The organism is Streptomyces sp. NPDC127084, from assembly GCF_042724175.1.
Taxonomy (GTDB): Bacteria; Actinomycetota; Actinomycetes; order Streptomycetales; family Streptomycetaceae; genus Streptomyces.
The window spans coordinates 1-19,488 of record NZ_JBHXFA010000137.1 but is presented as its reverse complement, the minus strand read 5'-3'; the positions used below and the strand labels follow the sequence as shown (position 1 = coordinate 19,488).

Below are 19,488 nucleotides of genomic sequence, written 5' to 3'. Positions count from 1 at the left end.
CGGTCAGATCATCCGCGAAGTGCCGGTCGCCAGTGGCATCGGGCACGTACTTCACACAGACAACGATCCTCAAGCTCACGCCGGCTCTCCTACTGACTGGCTGACTGGTTCCGCTGGTGGCGCATGGTCGCCGGGGGCGAGCCTATGGCACTCAGTTCCCACAGTAAAGGTACTCAGTGCCAAAATGACGATCCGGTGTTAGGTTCCCCGCATGACCGAGGTGCGCAGACGAGCCGGCGGAACGACCGCCGGGACCGCCGGGACCGCCGGAAACGCCGCCACGGCCCCGCAGGCCAAGGTGCCCATGCGGGAAGTGCTTGCCGAGGCGGCGTTCCAGCTGTTCATGGAGCGCGGGTACGAGCAGACCACGGTCGACGACATCGTGGCTCGAGCCGGGGTCGGGCGGCGCTCGTTCTTCCGGTACTTCCCCTCCAAGGAGGACGCGGTCTTCCCGGACCACGAGCGTTGTCTCGCCGATGTGACCGCGTTTCTGACCGCGGCGGGGGACGAGGGCGATCCCGTGGCCAGGGTCTGTGACGCGGCCAGGCTGGTGCTGCGGATGTACGCGGCCGATCCCGAGTTCTCCGTGCGGCGCTATCGGCTGACCAAGGAAGTGCCCGGGCTGCGGACATACGAACTGTCGGTGGTCCGGCGTTACGAGCGCACGATGGCCGGATACCTGCGTCGGCGCTGTGCGGAATCCGATGATGGTGCGCTGCGAGCCGATGTGATCGCGGCCGCTGTGGTCGCGGCACACAACAATGCGCTGCGATCCTGGCTGCGTTCGGGCGGGGAAGGGGACGCCGAAGCCGCCATGGACCACGCACTGCGCCTCGTGATGGACGTCTGGGGCGCGGACCGTGCGGACGACGCCGGCGGTGTCGCGGTGAGCCCGGGGGAGGGTGATGTCGTCGTGCTGGTCACCCGTCGGGGCACCCCGATGTGGCGGGTGGTCCAGCAAATGGAAGAGGCGCTTGGCGGTCGCTGACCAGCGCTTTTACCTCTCGGCTAGGAAGCAGTGGCACTCGGTATCTTTACTATGCGGCACTCAGTGCCATACGGTGCCCTCGCGCCGCTGCGACGACGGTGCACATTCCGGCCGACGGCAGGGAGTCGAGACGTGTTGAAGCAAGAATCCGGCACCGCGACGGCGGTGCGCCCGGAGCCCGCACTGACCTACCAGCGATGCCGATGGTGCGGCACGGCCTCATTCCGGCGACTGCTGTGTCCGGTCTGTGCCTCTAGCGACCTGGACGCCGAGCAGAGCGAGGGACTCGGCACCGTCGTCCGTACCAGCGTCGTCCACCGCAACACCGCCGTGGCGCGCAACGAGTCACTGATCCGCTTCCCCGAAGGCTTCATGTTCCGCTGCCGGGTCATCGGAGTCGACCCGCATCTCGTGTGGGTGGGAGCCCCGGTGCGCCCCGCGGCCGGGTGGGACATGGAAGCCGGGGAAGCGGTGTTCGAGGTCTGCGAGCCGGGCGGCCGCGCGGACCGCTACTGATCAGCGCCTGACCGCGCCGCCGTGTCGGACGAGTCCCCGGACGTGGCCACCGCCCGGCCGCGGACGGTATGCGGCTTCGCCACCCGCCTGGCGGCACACGTATGCCCCGGCACATGGTCCGCTGACCCGGCCGGGGCGTATGTGTGATGCCGGCGGACGTGTCACCGGGACCGGCTTGCGGTCCGTCGAGGCAGGTGCGATCACGGCTCCCATGGCGGCGTGAACGGACCCACACGGTAAGGATCGTGGGGGAATCCGTTGACCGCGTCCCACCGAGCCCTTGATCAACGCCGTGGTGGCGACCCCTGCCTCGTCGGCGGAGTGTCGGTTTCGGCCAGCGCGACCGAGCGGAACGCCTCCGTCAGCCGTACGCCCGTCAGAGCCGTCGGCGCCATCCCGGAGCCCGCTGGGGCGACGGCCGGAACGACGGCGCGCGAGTGCGGAACACCCTCGGCCCCACCCGCCCAGGTGGGCCGACCTCCACACCGCGCCCGGGTGCACCACGAGCCGGTCGGCCACGAACCTGCCACCGGACGGCGCCACCTGGCCTACCTTCAGCCGAAAGCCGTCAGGCGATGGCGGACCGGATCGGTCCGCTTCGCCGGCTCATTTCCCGCCAGGCCGGTATCCAGGAACGGCGGCGTGGAACCGGAAGGGACACTCGCTGCACGGCGTCGGCGTCCACGGCCCCCGGCCGGTCATCCGTCACCGAGATCCGACTGCCTCACGGGTGCCGCTACGCACCATCGACATCACACGACTGTGGCCGGATTCGCCATCTGACAGGTGTTCGAACCCGGTGATACTCGGGGCTGGGCAATCCGCCCGAACCCAACGTCAGGAGGCCATCCATGCCCCAGACCAGTGTGCACACCGCGGCCGTGCTCGAAGCGTGGCTGACCGGTGCCGACACCGCGTACGGCCTGTCGAACCCGGCCGGTCCGCTCTATGTCGGCGGCTCCGCCGCCGAGGCCGCCCTCACCGACCCGAGTGACTCCCTCTACGGCTTCTGCTCCAGCCCGAGCGGCTCACGCGGCAGCTGGTGCTGCTGACACCGTGATCACGGGGAACCGCGCGCTCGTCGGCGCGGTTCCCTCGCTATGTCCAGGCGCCTCCCGGGGCGCACGCGCGGCGGAGAGGGAGACGGCGTACGGTGAGCGGATCGATATCGGAGCGGCCGGAGAAGCCGGAGGAACCGGCGGCGTTCGAGCCCGAAGGCCGGGATGAGACCGAGTGGTTCGACGGGCCCGTGCGGTCCATCGCCCGTCCCTGGCGTGAGGATCTGGCCCGGCGGCTGGCCGCCGTGGGCACACTGCACCCGGACGAGCGGAACACCCTCCTGGAAGCCGGCCACACCGCCCTGCTCAGGTCCCTGCACGCGAAGCTTGCGCGGCTCTTCCTCATCGAACTGCACGCCCTGCGCATGGCCGCCGGCCAGAGCCCCACCGCCCAGGGGACCGGGCGGACCTGGGACACGTTCATCGAAATGGCGAGTGAGGACGCCTATCTCGACCGGCTGGCCGCCGAGCGGTATCCGACCCTCGTCCGGCGCGTCACCTCGGTGGCGCGGCTCTCCGTCGAAGCCACGGCCACCTTCGCCGAAAGGTTCGCCGCGGACCGTGAACTGCTCGCTCCGCTGCTGGGCGCGCCCCCCGGCCGCCTGCGGGCGCTCGCCTTCGGCGCAGGCGACAGCCACCGCGGTGGCCTGACCGTCAGCCGGGTCGATCTCACCGGCGGGACCGTCATGTACAAACCCCGCCCATCCCGGGCCGACATCGCGCTCGGCGAGCTACTCGACGACATCTACGCGGACTTCCCCGCGTCCCCGGCACCACGCGAACGCATCCGGGTGCCGCGCGTCCTGGACCGCGACGGCTACGGCTGGGCGGAGTTCGTGGCCCACCGCTACTGCGCCGGCGACGCGGAACTGACCGCGTTCTACCGCAACGTAGGCCACTGGCTGGCCGTCCTCCGCCTCACCGGCGGCACCGACATGCATGCCGAGAATATGATCGCGGCCGGACCGGTACCGGTCATCGTGGACGCCGAGACGCTCTTCGACGCCCCCGCCCCCTTCCCACCCAGCGGCCGGGGCGACGCGGTGGACGCGGCGGCCGCCGCCATCCGGCGCACCGTCCTGCGCACCGGCCTGCTGCCCGTGCGCGGCACCGGCTTCGCACTCGGGGGAGTCGACATCTCCGGACTCGGCGCGCTCCCCGGCCAGCAGCCGCTCATTCCCCACCCGGTGATCGCCGACGGCGGCACCGGCGCGGCCCGCTTCCAGGTGGACCTCGTCGCGATGCCCGTCGCGGGCAACCACCCCAGCCCCACCCCGGTACTGAGCACGTACTGGGACCGGATCCTGGCCGGCTTCCGTGAGATGACCGCGCATCTGCGCCGTCCCGGCACCGACCCGTACCGGCTGCTGCGCCGCTTCGAGGGCGCCCAGGCGCGGCGGATCCTGCGTCCCACGCAGGCGTACGTCGACATCGGCCGCATGCTGTGGCACCCCGCGTCCCTGCACGACGAGCCAGTCGCTGTCGAACGCGCCCGGGACATCCTGCGGCGCAACGCCGACGTACTGCCCGGCGCGCCCCGCGACCGGGCGGCCATCGACGGCGAGATCACGGAACTCCTGGCCGGAGACGTGCCGATGTGCACCTTCACCGTGGACACGGACGCCGTGCACGCCACGGTCGAGGACTGGCGCTCCGCCGACCTGGCATTCGAGGAGTCGGTCATCCAGGACGCGCTGGTCGGCGCCTACCTCAACGAACGCACCCTGCCGGGCCGGGTACGAGCCCCCGCCTGGCACCCGCACGCCCGGGACCGGGAGCGGCGTCGGCGTGACCTGGCCGCGCGGATGGTACGGCGGCTGTGCGACGGGGCGGTGCGCGGCGAGGACGGTACGGCCACCTGGATCAGCCCCGTCTTCACCCCTGCCGGCTGGTCCATCAGAGTGCTGCCCGCCGATCTCTACACCGGGCAGGGCGGCGTGGCACTGACCCTCGCCGAGTATCTGGCCGAGGTGCGGGCCGGGCGGGCCGACGAGGTGCCCGGCGTCGCCGAGACCTACGAGGGCGCCTTGCGTGTGCTGATCGGCACCGAGGACCACACGCCCACACCGTCCGCCGGGGCGTTCAGCGGTGCCGCTTCACAGGTGTGGACGTGGCTGGCTCTGCACCGCGTGCTCGGCGGACGACAGATGCTGGAGCGCGCCGCCGACCGGGCCCAGCTCCTGGTGGACAGCCCGCTGGTCGAGGACGACGTGGAGGTGGACCTCCTCAACGGCGCGGCAGGCGGCATCGTCCCGCTGCTCGGCCTGGCCGCGGCGACCGGGCAGGGCCGCTGGCTGGACGCCGCCGCGCACATCGGCCGCCGGCTCGCCGGTCTGGCCACCGTCGATGCCAGCGGCGCCCGCTGGACGACCCGGCTCAACCCGGAGGGCATCGGCGGCTTCGCGCACGGCGCCACGGGCATCGGCTGGTCACTGGCGCGGCTCGCCCTCGGAGGCGCCGGTTCCGCCGCCGACCGGCGCGAGTGGTCCCACCTCGCCGAACTGGCCTTCGCCTACCAGGAGTCTCTGTACCGGCCTGAGTACGGAAACTGGCTGGACGTGCGGATCGGAGCCGAGGAGGACTTCTTCACCAGCTGGTGCCACGGCAGCGCGGGCATCGGCATCGGGATGCTCGACCTCCACCGCCGTACCGGCGAAACCGCACGCCTCGACATGGCGCGGCGCGCCGCGCACGCCTGCGCCGCGGAGGGCTTCGGCTGGAGCCACACCCTGTGCCACGGCGACCTGGGCTCCTGGGAGTTGCTCAGCGCCCTCGACTTCGCCGATCGTGCCGACCTGGACGCCGAGATCCTCACCGGTCTCGAACAGCGGGGCCCGGTCGGGGGCCTGGCCCGCGAGGCGTTCTCGCCCAGTCTGATGTCCGGCCTGGCGGGCGTCGTGCACACCCTGCTGCGGATGCACCCGGAGTCCGCTCTCCCCGATCCGCTGCTGCTCGACTGAAGGCCCGTTCACCCCTGGTACGAAAGTCCTGCCGGCGGGCGGGAACGGCCGCAGCCGCCGCCCGCCCCGACATCCGGCCGACTCCCCGCCCTATAGGTTGTGCCCTCGACTTCGGCGGCGGGCCCGTGACAGCCGCGCCCGCGCGACGCGGCACGGTGAGCACGGGCTCGCACTGTGATGCGCCCAGGCCTCCCGATGCCTCGGGCACGCCTCGGAAATCATCCGCATGTGGTACGTCCGAGAGGGATGTTGCCGAGGCGGGATTCCTGAAACACGGCCTACTCCTCGCCCCCCGCGCACAGCTTTCGCAGCGTGGCCCCGCACCTGCGCGCGTACGCGTGCTGCAACCCGCGCGTCGCGGCCCCGCCCGCGCGTGCGTACCACTTCTGGGCGCGACTGAACGCGGCCACCGTCAGCCAGACGGTGCCATCACCCGTACGGTCGACGAGGAAGGCTTCCTCACCGCATTCGGGGTGACCCGCGAGGGTGCCGGAGGCCCAGCCGGCTCGGCGGGCTTCCTCCACCGCCCACACAATGCGGCACGGCGCCTTGATCAGCCCGCCGAGGGTGACGGTGAGGTCCACGCCGGGGGTCGCGCGTGCGGCGGTGGCGTCTATGCGGACGCCCATGGCGCGGTGCATCTCCCAGGTGAGGACGGCGTCGGCCGCGCGGCGGAAGACCTCAGTGCCCTCACCGAGACGGGTGCGCCCGTACGTCGGGTGGAAGCCGGGCGGGCAGAACGCCAGGTCGTCGCGAGTCGCGCCGACCGGCTCGTAAGTGAAGGGTGCCTCGGGCATGGGACACAAGACTAGGGCGGTACCCGGGGCTCGCTCGTCCCGGGTACCGCCCCGTGGCGGCTACCGCCCTGCACGCTGGTGCTGCCGGAGCCGTACAGGGCGGCGGCCCCGTAGAGTGCGTCGCCGGCGAACCGCGACCGGGTCGCCTACGCGGCGTCCGTGTACGCGAGTGGGTTCCGCACAAACGGCACCTGAACAGGTAGGCGGTCGGCTGACCGTCCTTGGGCAGGGCGCCGAGGTACTGCTCGACGTGGGCCTGAGTCCATGCCATGCCGGTGAGGTCCTACCGAAGTGACGCCGGGGCCCCGGGGTATCGCCCGAGCTCATCGGCTCCCGCGGTTCCGAGGAATGCAGCACCGTCACCGCAGTGGATCAGCCGGCGTTCCTGCTGCCATCCGGAGAAGCCGGGCGTGCGCTTGGTGATGGCCGCCGGCGCAACCGGTGGAACACCGTGAATTCTCCCTTGCCGGCATTCGCCTGACCCGCGCCCCGCCCCAGGTCTACTGTACGTACACGCCGCGTTGCTCACTGCGGTCACCCGAGGAGGAACCCGTGGCATCGTCCTGTGACCCCCAGCATGCTCCCGCTGGTGACGTGGGTGCGGCGCTCATGATGATCGACTCTCGGCTCAGGGCCATCTACGACGAAAAGGACGAGACCGACCCCGAACAGCAGCAGTTGATCGACCAATACGCCGCTTCACTGGGCCCGGACGGGATCGATGACCTGCTGGACGGGTCGTGCACGCTCATCTACATGTACATGCGGTGGTTGCGGACGGCGTACGAGGACCACGACAGGGATCCCATCGAGTATGTGATCCCCAGCCTCGTGGCCTCGATGCGCATGATGCCCCGGAGCTTTCCCGCAGAGGTCATCCCCACCATGGTCGGCCTGGTCGTCGCCGCGGGCACCGACCTGAGCCCCAATCTCTGGCGCAAGCAGTACGGATACTGGACCAAGGAGGAGCTGACTCCCCTTGAGGCCACGACCTTCCTGCTCGCGGATCACATCAATCGCCTCACCGAGGACAATGACTTCGCCACCCGCCTGATCTCCGACGCTCTCCGCCGTGCGGAGAAGGGCTGAAGCGCCCCTTGTCACCAACCGATGGCCAGGGCCACCAGGGCCAGCGCGCTGATGCTGAACGCGGTGATACGCCGTGGGCACAGCGCCGCGAACGAAGTATGGGTGACCGCGGCGAGCGCGAACACCGCTGTTGCCGGAAGCAGTCCCAGCGCCCCTACGCCCAGCGCGATCTCGGCGACGATCGTCAGCTTGGCGAGCCAGGCGCAGCATTTCTGCGCCAGACCGGTGGTGATAGCCCGTGACAGCCTGCGCGGTGAGATGAGCCGGATGAAGTCGGGGTTGCCCGCCGCCGCTTGGAAACACGACAGGATGATTTCGTCCAAGAGCACCTGACCGGACCGGAACGGCAACGATCGGCTTTTGCGGATCGCCGAGACGAGGTACATCTGCGCCACGGCGATCGCGGCCAGGACGCGGACGGTGGTGCCCGGGTGGCCTCCCAGTGCCACGATCGTCTCCCCGACCGTGACGACCGCCGCGAGGACGGCGGTGCACAGGAGGGTCGATCGCTTCCGGTGCGCGTACTGCTCCGCCATGAGCGCCGCACCCAGGCATCCGGCGCACAGCGCGAGGAGAGCCGCCGACCACGTTTCAGAGGCCGACGCGACAAGGCGGTAGAGGGCGAGCTGACGATGCTCGGTGGTATGGGGATGGTCCTCAGCACTGCGGGACTGCCCAGCGACAGGCCACCGACGGTAACGGAACTCTCCGTGCCTCTCTGGGTCACGGGATCGGCCTGCCTACTCGCGGCGGCTGCCCTCTTCACACTCCGCCGCTGCGAAGCGACGTCGACCTGAGCACGTCTGGAACCCCGCCCCGGCGCCGATCGACCCGGACCTCCCGAGCGCGACCATCGGCATCGGCTATGCCCCTCACGTCGGCCAGGGCGCACACCGTGGTGGGGCGCTCCTTGGCGCCAGTGGTGTCGAGTCGGCGCAGGCGGCGGAATTCAGGCTGGCGCCGCGAGCCCGGGGGGGGGGGGCGGCGCGTGGGGGCGCGCGGCGGGGGCGCAGGCGCCGCCCGCCCCCCCCCCCGCGCCCCCGGCGCCCCCCCCCCCCGGCCCGGCCGCCCCCCCCCCCCCCTCGACGATGTCGCGGTCTGCGGCATCGCCAAGCGCATGGAGGAGATCTGGCTGCCGGACGAAGACGATCCGGTGGTGCTGCCGCGCTCCAGTGAGGGGCTCTATCTCATCCAGCGCGTCCGCGACACCGCTCATGACTTCGCGATCCGCTACCAGCGAGTCAAGCGCGGCAAGCGGCTGCGTACCAGCCCCCTGGACGCCGTGCCCGGTCTCGGTGAAACCCGGAAACAGGCGCTGATCAAGCATTTCGGCTCGGTGAAACGCCTGCGGCAGGCGACAATCGAGCAGATCTGCGAGGTGCCGGGAATGGGCCGCAAGACGGCGGCGTCCGTCTTCCTCGCGCTCTCCGAAGCGGCTCCGGCCGCGCCCGCCGTGAACACGGCGACAGGAGAGATCATTGAGGAGGAGGACCACGCAACGCCGGACCGCGTGATTCCGGATCACGGAATTCCCGGCCCGGAAATATCCGGCGCTGGCAGATCGGACCGCGGGACACCGGCGGACGGGACACCGGACGGCGGAACACCGACACAGCGCACGACCGAGAACGAGGCCGGCACGGAATGAGCGGGCAGGACAGCACCGGGCGCACGAACCGTGCAGACCGCATGGAAGAACACGGAGCAGGAGACGTGAGTACGGGAACGACCCCCGAAGCCGGGCCGGCCGCGGAAGCGGCCATCCCCGAGCTGGTGATCATCTCCGGTATGTCGGGCGCGGGCCGCAGCACCGCGGCCAAGTGCCTGGAGGACCTCGGCTGGTTCGTCGTCGACAACCTGCCTCCCGCGCTGATCCCCACCATGGTGGAGCTCGGCGCACGGTCCCAGGGCAATGTGGCGCGTATCGCCGTCGTCGTGGACGTCCGCGGCCGGCGGTTCTTCGACAATCTTCGCGAGTCGCTCGCGGACCTCGACTCCAAGCAGGTCACTCGTCGGATCGTCTTCCTGGAGTCGTCCGACGAGGCCCTGGTACGACGCTTCGAGTCCGTGCGCCGACCGCACCCGCTCCAGGGCGACGGCCGGATCGTGGACGGTATCGCCGCCGAGCGAGACCTGCTGCGGGAGCTGCGCGGGGACGCCGACCTGGTGATCGACACCTCCAGCCTCAACGTCCACGAGCTGCGCGCCAAGATGGACGCCCAGTTCGCGGGGGACGAGGAACCGGAGCTGCGGGCCACCGTGATGTCGTTCGGCTACAAGTACGGGCTGCCGGTTGACGCGGACCTCGTGGTGGACTGCCGCTTCCTGCCCAACCCGCACTGGGTGCCGGAGCTGCGCCCGTTCACCGGACTCAACGAGGAGGTGTCCGGTTATGTCTTCGACCAGCCGGGCGCCAAGGAGTTCCTGAACCAGTACACCGAGCTGCTCCAGCTCATCGCGGCGGGCTACCGCCGTGAAGGCAAGCGGTATGTGACCATCGCCGTCGGCTGCACCGGAGGCAAGCACCGCTCCGTGGCCATGTCGGAGAAGCTCGCCGCGCGCCTCGGCTCCGAGGGCATCGAGACCGTCGTCGTCCACCGTGACATGGGGCGCGAGTGACCGGACGCACACTCCGGCTGCGTCGGCTGCGGGGCACCGACGCCCCGGGATCCGGCCGCAGGCGCGGCACCCAGCCCAAGGTCGTCGCGCTCGGCGGCGGGATGGGTCTGTCCGCGTCGCTCGCAGCCCTGCGCCGGATCACCGGCGACCTCACCGCCGTCGTCACGGTCGCCGACGACGGCGGCTCCAGTGGCCGGCTCCGCAAGGAACTGGGCGTGCTGCCCCCCGGCGACCTCCGCAAGGCGCTGGCGGCGCTGTGCGGTGACGACGACTGGGGGCAGACCTGGGCCAGGGTCATCCAGCACCGTTTCCAGTCGCAGGGCGAACTGCACGAACACGCGGTCGGCAATCTGCTGATCGTCGCCCTCTGGGAGCAGCTCGGCGATCATGTGCAGGCACTGGACCTGGTCGGTCGGCTGCTCGGTGCCCACGGCCGGGTGCTACCCATGTCCGCGGTGCCGCTGGAACTCCAGGCGCTGGTCAGGGGACATGATCCGCTGCGGCCGGACGAGATCACCACCGTCCGGGGGCAGGCGACGGTGGCGCTCACTCCGGGTGAGGTGCAGTCCGTGCACCTCGTGCCGCACGATCCACCGGCCGTTCCGGAGGCCGTCGAGGCTGTACTCGACGCCGATTGGGTGGTGCTGGGGCCCGGTTCGTGGTTCTCCTCGGTGATCCCGCACCTGCTGGTGCCCGAGCTGCTCGACGCGCTGGTGGAGACCAAGGCGCGCCGTGTCCTCTCCCTCAATCTGGCGCCGCAGCCGGGAGAAACGGAAGGCTTCTCCCCGCAGCGTCATGTGGAGGTTTTGGCACGACACGCCCCTAAACTCGCCCTGGACGTGGTGCTGGCCGACGAGGCGGCCGTGCCCGACCGCGAGTCCCTCGCCGATGCGGCGAAGCGGCTCGGTGCCGCGGTCGAGCTGGCTCCGGTGGCGTTGCGCGTGAGTGCCGCCCAGGCCGAGGAAGGCTCAGGGGCCGGCACGGCGCGGCATGACCCAGAGCTGCTGGCCGCCGCGTACGACCGTATTTTTCGGATGCATGGAAGGATCGGCCCATGGCGATGACGGCAGCGGTGAAGGACGAAATCTCCCGGCTTCCCGTCACCCGGACCTGCTGCAGGAAGGCGGAGGTCTCGGCGATCCTTCGGTTCGCCGGCGGGCTGCACCTGGTGAGCGGGCGCATCGTGATCGAAGCGGAGCTGGACACGGGGATCGCGGCGCGCAGACTCCGCAAGGACATTCTGGAGATCTTCGGGCACTCGTCCGACCTGGTGGTGATGGCTCCCGGAGGGCTCCGGCGCGGCTCGCGCTATGTCGTACGGGTGGTGGCGGGCGGTGACCAACTGGCCCGCCAGACCGGTCTGGTGGACGGCCGGGGCCGCCCCATCCGCGGGCTGCCCCCGCAGGTGGTGTCCGGCGCTACCTGTGACGCGGAGGCGGCCTGGCGCGGAGCCTTCCTGGCGCACGGCTCGCTGACCGAGCCCGGCCGCTCGTCGTCCCTCGAGGTGACCTGCCCGGGCCCGGAGGCCGCGCTGGCGCTGGTGGGCGCCGCCCGCCGGCTGTCCATCGCGGCGAAGGCGCGCGAGGTGCGAGGGGTCGACCGGGTGGTGGTCCGTGACGGTGACGCGATCGGCGCGCTGCTGACCCGGCTCGGCGCCCATGAGTCGGTGCTGGCCTGGGAGGAGCGGCGGATGCGCCGCGAGGTCCGCGCCACCGCCAACCGCCTCGCCAACTTCGATGACGCCAACCTCCGCCGCTCGGCCCGCGCGGCGGTGGCCGCGGGTGCCCGGGTGCAGCGTGCGCTGGAGATCCTCGGCGAGGAGGTGCCCGAGCACCTCGCCGCGGCGGGCAGGCTGCGTATGGAGCACAAGCAGGCGTCCCTGGAGGAGCTCGGGGCCCTCGCCGATCCGCCGCTGACCAAGGACGCGGTGGCGGGGCGTATCCGCCGCCTGCTGGCGATGGCCGACAAGCGCGCGCAGGATCTGGGTATCCCGGGTACGGAGTCGAATCTGACGGAGGAGATGGCCGACGGACTCGTCGGCTGATGTCCGCGCCAGTCCGGACGTCGGCGTCGACTGTCACCCGTACGGCCTTTACTTCCGTGTGGGCATGGGTGCTCTCGTTCGCCCTGACGCTTCCATCGGCGGACGACTGAGCGGCCCTCACCCTCCCCGCCCTTACGCTCAACGAGTGAATTTCCCGCTGCCGGCGCCCCTTTGGGACGCCGGCAGCGGCGTGTCGCTGGACCCCCCGCCTTCTTGACATGATCATGAACAGTCATGAGCCTGGCATCTGTTTTCTTTCGCCACAGACGAAAGCAAGAGGGGCCAATGAGACGACGCACGAGATCGATCCTGGCCGCGACCTCCCTCCTGATCGCGGGACTGGCAGCCGCACCACTCGCCCAAGCCGACAACGGCGCGGCCGGTGACGGACTGTCGGTTTGGCAAGCGAAAGTCACCAAGGCACAAGTGCCGCTGCTCCTCGCGGCCGGTGCCGACGGGCATGAACTGACCGCCCAGGTGCCCGACAAGGGCACCGCTACCGTTGAGCTGTACCTCACCGATGAGCAGGCCAGGGAGCTGCGAGCCCAGCGCATCGACCTCACTCAGCACACCGTGTCCAAGGCGGCTGCCCGGCGCCTCGCCGCCGCGGGCGACGGCGTGTTCCGCCCCTACGGCGGCGAAGGCGGCATCAAGGAGGAGATCATCGCCGCCGCCGCGGCCCACCCCTCCATCACCAAGGTCGAGAGCATCGGCAAGACCGTGCGGGGCCAGGACATCCTCGCCCTCAAGGTCACCAAGGGCGCCAAGAGGTATGCCGACGGCGCCAAACCCGCCACGCTGTACATGTCCAACCAGCACGCCCGCGAGTGGATCACCCCGGAGATGACCCGCCGGCTGATGCACCACTACCTGGCGGGCTACGGCAAGGACCCCCGTATCACGAAGATCCTGAACACCACCGAGGTGTGGTTCCTGCTCTCCGCGAACCCCGACGGCTACGACCACACCCATGCCTCGCCGGCCAACCGCCTCTGGCGCAAGAACCTCCGGGACAACAACGGGGACGGCAAGATCACCACCGGTGACGGCGTCGACCTCAACCGGAACTTCGCCTACAAGTGGGGGTACGACAACGAGGGCTCGTCCCCCAACCCCGCCAGCGAGACCTACCGCGGCACCAGTGCCTCGTCCGAGCCCGAGACCCTCGCGCTCGACCGCTTCCAGAAGCGCATCGGATTCGCCTACGGAATCAACTACCACTCCGCCGCCGAACTGCTGCTGTACGGAGTCGGCTGGCAGGTGGCGACCCCGACCCCCGACGACGTCCTCTACACCGCACTCGCCGGTACACCGGGCAACTCCGCCGTCCCGGGCTACTACCCGCAGGTCTCGTCCGAGCTCTACACCACCAACGGTGAGGCCGACGGCCACGCGGCCAACGTCAACGGGATCATGATGTTCACCCCGGAGATGAGTACCTGTCAGACCGTCTCGAATATCGACCCGGACGACGCCTGGAAGGCCCAGGACTGCCAGTCCGGCTTCAACTTCCCCGATGACGAGAAGCTGATCCAGGCGGAGTTCGCCAAGAACATCGACTTCGCACTCTCCGTCGCCGAGACTTCCGCCCACCCCGACCAGCCGTCCTCGCCGGTCGGCCTCACGGCGGCGGACTTCACCATCGACCCGTTCACCACCTCCTACGCACGAGGCGGCAACCAGGAGGTCGCCGTCACCGTACGCAAGTCGGTCCGCGACAAGGAGCTCAAGTACCGCGTCAACGGCGGGCGTACGTACGACATGGCCCTGCGGCCGTGGAAGGGCGGCGAGACGTACGGCGGCGAGGACAACATCCGCTTCGACGAGTACCGGGCCAAGGTCATGGACGGCGATGTCGGTGACAAGGTCGAGGTCTGGTTCACCGGCGAGACCCGCGCCGGAAAGCCCACTTCCAGTGAGCACTTCACCTACACCATCGCGCCCCGGCCCAAGGCCGACACGATCGTGATCGCCGAAGAGGGCGCGCCCGCCAAGCACGCGCAGGTGTACGTGGACGCGTTGAAGGCGAACGGCCGCAAGGCCGTCGTCTGGGACGTGGCCACCCAAGGCGCCCCGCATCCGCTCGGTGTACTCGGCCACTTCGCCACCGCCGTCCACTACACCGGTGCCCAGGCACCCGGCGGCCCCACCCAGCTGGCCCTGCGCGACTTCATCAACGAGGGCGGCAAGCTGATCGAGGCCGGTGAACTGGCCGGCGGCAACGCCCAGGTCGGCAGGGCGTCGACCAACGACTTCAGCCAGTACTACCTGGGGGCCTACGGACGCTCCTCCGCCTCCACCGCCACCGGCTTCACCGGCGCGGGGGGCCTGCTCGGAACCACGGGCGCGCTCGGCGCGGCAGCGGACAATCCGCTGAACGCGGCCGGGCTGTACACGGTCACATCAGACACCCTGCCCGCCGCCGACTTCCCACAGTTCGCGAGCGCGCAGGCGGGCCGGTACAGCGGCGTGACCAATCCTTACGCCCCGTACGCGGGCCAGGGGATGGCCTCGGCCACCCACCACGACAACGACTGGAAGCGCCTGAGTCGCACCGTCGACCTCACCGGGGTCACCGCGGCCGATCAGCCGCGGCTGAAGCTCGCCCTCAGCTGGAACACCGAGCCGGGTTACGACCACGCCGTGCTCGAAGCCCACACGGCGGGCGCCGACGACTGGACGACCCTGCCCGAGGCGAACGGGCTGACGCACACCACCGTCCCCGAGGAGTGCGGGGCCGGGTTCTTCATGAACGGCCACCCCTTCCTGCGCCACTACCTCACCCTTGACGCCGGAGGCTGCACCGCGAGCGGCAGCAGCGGCCAGTGGAACAGCTTCACCGGCTCCTCGGGCGGCTGGAAGCAGGTCACGTTCGACCTGAGCGCCTACGCGGGCAAGACGGTCGAGCTGTCCCTCAGCTCCATCACCGACCCGGGCAGCGGCGGACGCGGAGTCTTCGCCGACGACGCCGCCCTGGTCATCGGCGGCACCGAGCGGGACAGCGAGGGCTTCGAGGCCTCGCTCGGCAACTGGACCACCCCCGGTGCACCCGAGGGCAGTCCGGTGGTCGAGGGCGACTGGGCGCGCACGGGCGAGCTGTTCGCCTCCTACGCGGCCGTCACCACCCGCGACACCGTCCTGCTGGGCTTCGGGCTCGAGCACGTCACCGATCCCGCTGCCCGCGCCCGACTCACAGGGAAGGCACTGAGAGCACTGCACCGCTGACACACGGTGGTCAAACCCCCGTCCGGGAACGGCGGCCCGCATCTTACTGGTCGGTACGGGCCGCCGTCTCGCTTCCGCTCCGTGGCCGATGTCACTGCAAGGTCCGCCGGGGAGGTAGGGTCGTAGGCGGTCGGGGACATCCCTATACATGCTCGCCGGGCGCTGAAACCCGGCGTACCTCACGAGGAGATCGGTTCGTGACGATCCGCGTAGGCATCAACGGCTTCGGCCGCATCGGTCGTAACTACTTCCGCGCGCTGCTGGAGCAGGGTGCTGACATCGAGATCGTGGCTGTCAACGACCTGGGAGACACCGCGACCACGGCCCACCTGCTGAAGTACGACACCATCCTCGGCCGGCTCAAGGCGGAGGTCACCCACACCGCCGACACGATCACGGTCGACGGACACACGATCAAGGTGCTCTCCGAGCGCAACCCCGCCGACATCCCCTGGGGTGAGCTCGGCGTCGACATCGTCATCGAGTCGACCGGCATCTTCACCAAGAAGGCCGACGCCGAGAAGCACATCGCCGGCGGCGCCAAGAAGGTCCTGATCTCGGCCCCTGCCTCCGACGAGGACATCACCATCGTCATGGGCGTCAACCAGGACAGGTACGACGCGGCCAACCACCACGTCATCTCCAACGCGTCCTGCACCACCAACTGCGTGGCCCCGATGGCCAAGGTCCTGGACGAGAACTTCGGCGTCGTCAAGGGCCTGATGACCACCGTCCACGCCTACACCAACGACCAGCGGATCCTGGACTTCCCGCACAAGGACCTGCGCCGCGCCCGCGCCGCAGCGGAGAACATCATCCCGACCTCCACCGGTGCCGCCAAGGCCACCGCCCTGGTGCTGCCGCAACTCAAGGGCAAGCTGGACGGTATCGCCATGCGCGTCCCCGTCCCGACCGGCTCCGTCACCGACCTCGTCGTGGAGCTCGAGCGGGAGGTCACCAGGGACGAGATCAACACCGCCTTCCAGAAGGCCGCCGAAGGCGAGCTCAAGGGCATCCTGGAGTACACCGAGGACCCGATCGTCTCCTCGGACATCGTCAACTGGCCGGCCTCCTGCACCTTCGACTCGAAGCTCACCATGTCCCAGGGCAAGCAGATCAAGATCGTCGGTTGGTACGACAACGAGTGGGGCTATTCCAACCGCCTTGTCGACCTGACCGTGTTCGTCGGCAACCAGCTCTGATCCGCGGCAGGTAGCACACCGATGAGCTCGCAGGGCCCGACCAGCGCGAAGAAGCGCTGGCCGGGCCCTGTAGCGTGTTCCCGCCCTCTCTAGGAGTCATCACAGCATGAAGACGATCGACGAACTCCTCGCCGAAGGAGTCACCGGCAAGCGGGTCTTCGTCCGCGCCGATCTCAATGTGCCGCTCGACGGCACCACCATCACCGACGACGGTCGTATCCGCGCCGTGCTGCCCACCGTGAAGGCCCTCGCGGACGCGGGTGCCCGGGTGGTCGTCGCCTCCCACCTCGGACGCCCCAAGGGTGCCCCCGACCCGGCCTTCTCGCTCGCCCCGGCCGCCGCGCGCCTCGGGCAGCTGCTCGGGACCGATGTCGCCTTCGCGACCGACACGGTCGGTGAGTCGGCCCGTGCGACGGTGGACGGCCTCGCCGACGGCCGGGTCGCCGTGATCGAGAACCTGCGCTTCAACGCCGGTGAGACGTCCAAGGACGACGCAGAGCGCGCCGCCTTCGCCGAGCAGCTCGCCGCCCTGGCCGACGTCTACGTCGGCGACGGTTTCGGAGCCGTGCACCGCAAGCACGCCTCGGTCTTCGATCTCCCGGCCCGGCTGCCGCACGCCGCCGGCTATCTGATCGCCACCGAGGTGGGCGTCCTGAAGAAGCTCACCGACGATGTCCGGCGCCCCTACGTCGTGGTGCTCGGCGGTGCCAAGGTCTCCGACAAGCTCGCCGTCATCGACCAGCTCCTCGGCAAGGCGGACCGTCTGCTGATCGGCGGCGGTATGGCGTACACCTTCCTGAAGGCCAAGGGGTACGAGGTCGGTATCTCCCTCCTTCAGGAGGACCAGATCCCGGTGGTCACCGAGTACATGGAGCGCGCCGAGAAGAGCGGTGTCGAGCTGGTGCTGCCGGTCGATGTGCTCGCCGCCTCGGAGTTCCCCGACCTGAAGACCAAGGCCCCGGCCGACTACGACGTCGTCGACGCCGACAAGATCCCCTCCGACAAGGAGGGTCTGGACATCGGCCCCAGGACCCGCGAGCTGTACGCGTCGAAGATCGCCGACGCCGAGACCGTCTTCTGGAACGGCCCGGTGGGTGTCTTCGAGCACCCCGACTACGCGGGCGGCTGCCGTGCCATCGCCCAGGCGCTCGTCGACAGCAAGGCATTCACGGTCGTCGGCGGCGGTGACTCGGCCGCCGCCGTACGTACCCTCGGCTTCGACGAGAACGCTTTCGGCCACATTTCGACCGGCGGCGGTGCGAGCCTCGAGTACCTCGAAGGCAAGACGCTTCCCGGCCTCGCCGCACTGGAGGACTGATCACCGATGAGCACCCGCACCCCGCTGATGGCGGGCAACTGGAAGATGAACCTCAACCACCTCGAGGCCATCGCCCATGTCCAGAAGCTCGCGTTCGCCCTCGCGGACAAGGACTACGACGCCGTCGAGGTGGCCGTACTGGCGCCCTTCACCGATCTGCGCTCCGTGCAGACACTGGTGGACGGTGACAAGCTGAAGATCAAGTACGGCGCCCAGGACATCTCGGCGCATGACTCCGGCGCCTACACCGGCGAGATCTCGGGTCCCATGCTCGCCAAGCTGAAGTGCGCCTACGTCGCAGTCGGCCACTCCGAGCGCCGCCAGTACCACGGCGAGTCCGACGAGCTCTGCAACGCCAAGGTGAAGGCCGCCTTCAAGCACGGCCTGACCCCGATCCTCTGCGTCGGCGAGGGCCTGGACATCCGCAAGGCCGGACAGCAGGTCGAGTACACGCTGAAGCAACTCGACGGCGGCCTCGCGGACATTCCGGCCGGGCAGGCCGAGACGATCGTGATCGCCTACGAGCCGGTGTGGGCCATCGGCACCGGCGAGGTCGCGACCCCCGAGGACGCGCAGGAGGTCTGCGCCGCGATCCGCGGCCGACTGGCGGAGCTGTACGACCAGGACGTGGCCGGCAAGGTCCGTATCCAGTACGGCGGCTCGGTGAAGGCCGGGAACGTCGCCGCGATCATGGCGCAGCCCGATGTTGACGGCGCCCTGGTGGGCGGCGCGGCACTGGACGCGGACGAGTTCGTCAGGATCGTCCGTTTCCGCGACCAGTGAGTAGGCCGTAGCGGCGATCCCGTCGTACCCTTGCGGGGGCCGGGCCCTGGGGTCCGGCCCCCGGTTCCTTGATCAGCCACCGGGTTTGATCAGTTGCTTTGTGTTCCTGTCCAGTCGTGTCCTGTCCGAGGAAGTTGGTCCAGCCGTGATTATGGGGTTCTCGATCGCCCTGATCGTCTTCAGCCTGCTGCTGATGCTGCTGGTGCTGATGCACAAGGGGAAGGGCGGCGGCCTCTCCGACATGTTCGGTGGCGGTATGCAGTCGTCCGTCGGTGGCTCCTCGGTCGCCGAGCGCAACCTCGACCGCATCACCGTCGTGGTCGGTCTGATGTGGTTCGCGTGCATTGTCGTGCTTGGTCTGCTGATGAAGCTGGACAGCTGAAGCACATCGGGCGCGCGCCGTCGCCTGGGGTGGGGGTGTAACTCCAATCACTGGACGCGCGTTGGACCTTACGTAGACTGGGGCATCCTCGAGCACCATCACGCAGGGAGTTACAACCGTGGCAAGTGGCAACGCGATCCGGGGAAGCCGGGTCGGAGCGGGGCCGATGGGGGAGGCTGAGCGGGGAGAATCCGCGCCGCGTCTCCGCATCTCCTTCTGGTGCTCGAACGGGCACGAGACGCAGCCGAGCTTCGCCAGCGACGCACAGGTTCCGGAGCACTGGGACTGCCCGCGCTGCGGGTTCCCGGCCGGCCAGGACCGGGACAACCCGCCGGACCCGCCGCGTACCGAGCCCTACAAGACGCACCTGGCGTACGTACGTGAGCGGCGCAGCGACGCGGACGGCGAGGCGATCCTCGCCGAGGCGCTCGCCAAGCTCCGGGGCGAGATCTGAGCGGCCGGCGCTCCACGACTGACAGCGGGCCCGGCTTTTTCAGGTAACCACGG

General features: G+C 69.8%; 17 protein-coding genes and 1 pseudogene. 15 read left to right on the top strand and 3 right to left on the bottom strand.

All coding sequences use genetic code 11. The features are described 5' to 3' along the window. The first annotated feature begins 304 nt into the window (after positions 1-304). The 4 genes from ACFWI9_RS26385 (at position 305) to ACFWI9_RS26370 (ending at position 5,522) form a co-directional block, all read left to right on the top strand. A complete protein-coding gene (locus tag ACFWI9_RS26385; protein WP_387165595.1) occupies positions 305-988 on the top strand; it encodes a TetR family transcriptional regulator in 684 nt (227 codons plus the stop codon). A gap of 132 nt (positions 989-1,120) precedes the next feature. Beyond that, the gene (locus ACFWI9_RS26380) at positions 1,121-1,504 is read left to right on the top strand and encodes a Zn-ribbon domain-containing OB-fold protein (protein ID WP_387165593.1); all 384 of its coding nucleotides are present in this window, start codon (positions 1,121-1,123) and stop codon (positions 1,502-1,504) included. An 851-nt stretch (positions 1,505-2,355) separates the two neighbouring features. Then, the gene (locus tag ACFWI9_RS26375; RefSeq protein ID WP_387165591.1) at positions 2,356-2,556 is read left to right on the top strand and encodes a DUF6229 family protein; all 201 of its coding nucleotides are present in this window, start codon (positions 2,356-2,358) and stop codon (positions 2,554-2,556) included. Between the two features lie 101 nt (positions 2,557-2,657). Continuing rightward, entirely contained in the window at positions 2,658-5,522 is a 2,865-nt protein-coding gene (locus ACFWI9_RS26370; protein ID WP_387165589.1) for a type 2 lanthipeptide synthetase LanM family protein, read from the top strand. Positions 5,523-5,800: 278 nt separating this feature from the next. On the opposite strand, the gene ACFWI9_RS26365 is transcribed toward ACFWI9_RS26370, so the two are convergent. Together ACFWI9_RS26365 and ACFWI9_RS26360 are read right to left on the bottom strand one after the other, a co-directional pair. After that, the gene (locus ACFWI9_RS26365) at positions 5,801-6,319 is read right to left on the bottom strand and encodes a DUF1990 domain-containing protein (protein WP_387165587.1); all 519 of its coding nucleotides are present in this window, start codon (positions 6,317-6,319) and stop codon (positions 5,801-5,803) included. Positions 6,320-6,602: 283 nt separating this feature from the next. Next, complete coding sequence (locus ACFWI9_RS26360) at positions 6,603-6,878, bottom strand: CbrC family protein (RefSeq protein WP_387165585.1); 276 nt, start codon at positions 6,876-6,878, stop codon at positions 6,603-6,605. Between ACFWI9_RS26360 and ACFWI9_RS26355 the strand changes: the two genes are divergently transcribed. Further along, positions 6,872-7,408, top strand: coding sequence for a hypothetical protein (locus ACFWI9_RS26355; protein WP_387165583.1), 537 nt, complete (start codon positions 6,872-6,874; stop codon positions 7,406-7,408). The two genes, ACFWI9_RS26360 and ACFWI9_RS26355, sit on opposite strands and share 7 nt — an antisense overlap. An 11-nt stretch (positions 7,409-7,419) precedes the next feature. Here ACFWI9_RS26355 and ACFWI9_RS26350 read toward each other — a convergent pair whose 3' ends face one another. Beyond that, positions 7,420-7,944, bottom strand: coding sequence for a hypothetical protein (locus ACFWI9_RS26350; protein ID WP_387165581.1), 525 nt, complete (start codon positions 7,942-7,944; stop codon positions 7,420-7,422). A gap of 545 nt (positions 7,945-8,489) precedes the next feature. On the opposite strand from ACFWI9_RS26350, the pseudogene ACFWI9_RS26345 reads away from it, so the two are divergent. The 10 genes and pseudogenes from ACFWI9_RS26345 to ACFWI9_RS26300 form a co-directional block, all read left to right on the top strand. Then, positions 8,490-9,056, top strand: a pseudogene (locus tag ACFWI9_RS26345) (helix-hairpin-helix domain-containing protein); the annotation flags it as partial. A gap of 41 nt (positions 9,057-9,097) precedes the next feature. Continuing rightward, on the top strand, positions 9,098-10,027 hold the full coding sequence (gene rapZ, locus ACFWI9_RS26340) for an RNase adapter RapZ (protein WP_387165579.1): 930 nt from the start codon (positions 9,098-9,100) through the stop codon (positions 10,025-10,027). Further along, positions 10,024-11,091 carry a uridine diphosphate-N-acetylglucosamine-binding protein YvcK gene (gene yvcK / locus ACFWI9_RS26335; protein ID WP_387165577.1) on the top strand — a complete coding sequence of 356 codons (1,068 nt, stop codon included), beginning with the start codon at positions 10,024-10,026 and terminating at the stop codon, positions 11,089-11,091. Before rapZ ends, yvcK begins: the two co-directional genes overlap by 4 nt. After that, a complete protein-coding gene (gene whiA / locus ACFWI9_RS26330) occupies positions 11,082-12,071 on the top strand; it encodes a DNA-binding protein WhiA (RefSeq protein WP_093653140.1) in 990 nt (329 codons plus the stop codon). Before yvcK ends, whiA begins: the two co-directional genes overlap by 10 nt. A 285-nt stretch (positions 12,072-12,356) precedes the next feature. Further along, positions 12,357-15,296, top strand: coding sequence for a M14 family zinc carboxypeptidase (locus ACFWI9_RS26325; protein ID WP_387165575.1), 2,940 nt, complete (start codon positions 12,357-12,359; stop codon positions 15,294-15,296). A 197-nt stretch (positions 15,297-15,493) separates the two neighbouring features. Next, positions 15,494-16,498: a type I glyceraldehyde-3-phosphate dehydrogenase gene (gene gap, locus ACFWI9_RS26320; RefSeq protein ID WP_387165573.1), complete on the top strand. Its 1,005-nt coding sequence runs from the start codon at positions 15,494-15,496 to the stop codon at positions 16,496-16,498. Between the two features lie 106 nt (positions 16,499-16,604). Next, complete coding sequence (locus ACFWI9_RS26315) at positions 16,605-17,816, top strand: phosphoglycerate kinase (protein ID WP_387165571.1); 1,212 nt, start codon at positions 16,605-16,607, stop codon at positions 17,814-17,816. Positions 17,817-17,822: 6 nt separating this feature from the next. Beyond that, complete coding sequence (gene tpiA, locus ACFWI9_RS26310; RefSeq protein WP_387165569.1) at positions 17,823-18,599, top strand: triose-phosphate isomerase; 777 nt, start codon at positions 17,823-17,825, stop codon at positions 18,597-18,599. A gap of 151 nt (positions 18,600-18,750) precedes the next feature. After that, entirely contained in the window at positions 18,751-18,981 is a 231-nt protein-coding gene (secG, locus tag ACFWI9_RS26305; protein WP_338678195.1) for a preprotein translocase subunit SecG, read from the top strand. A 118-nt stretch (positions 18,982-19,099) separates the two neighbouring features. Further along, positions 19,100-19,435, top strand: coding sequence for an RNA polymerase-binding protein RbpA (locus ACFWI9_RS26300; RefSeq protein ID WP_338675831.1), 336 nt, complete (start codon positions 19,100-19,102; stop codon positions 19,433-19,435). Positions 19,436-19,488: the final 53 nt, after the last annotated feature.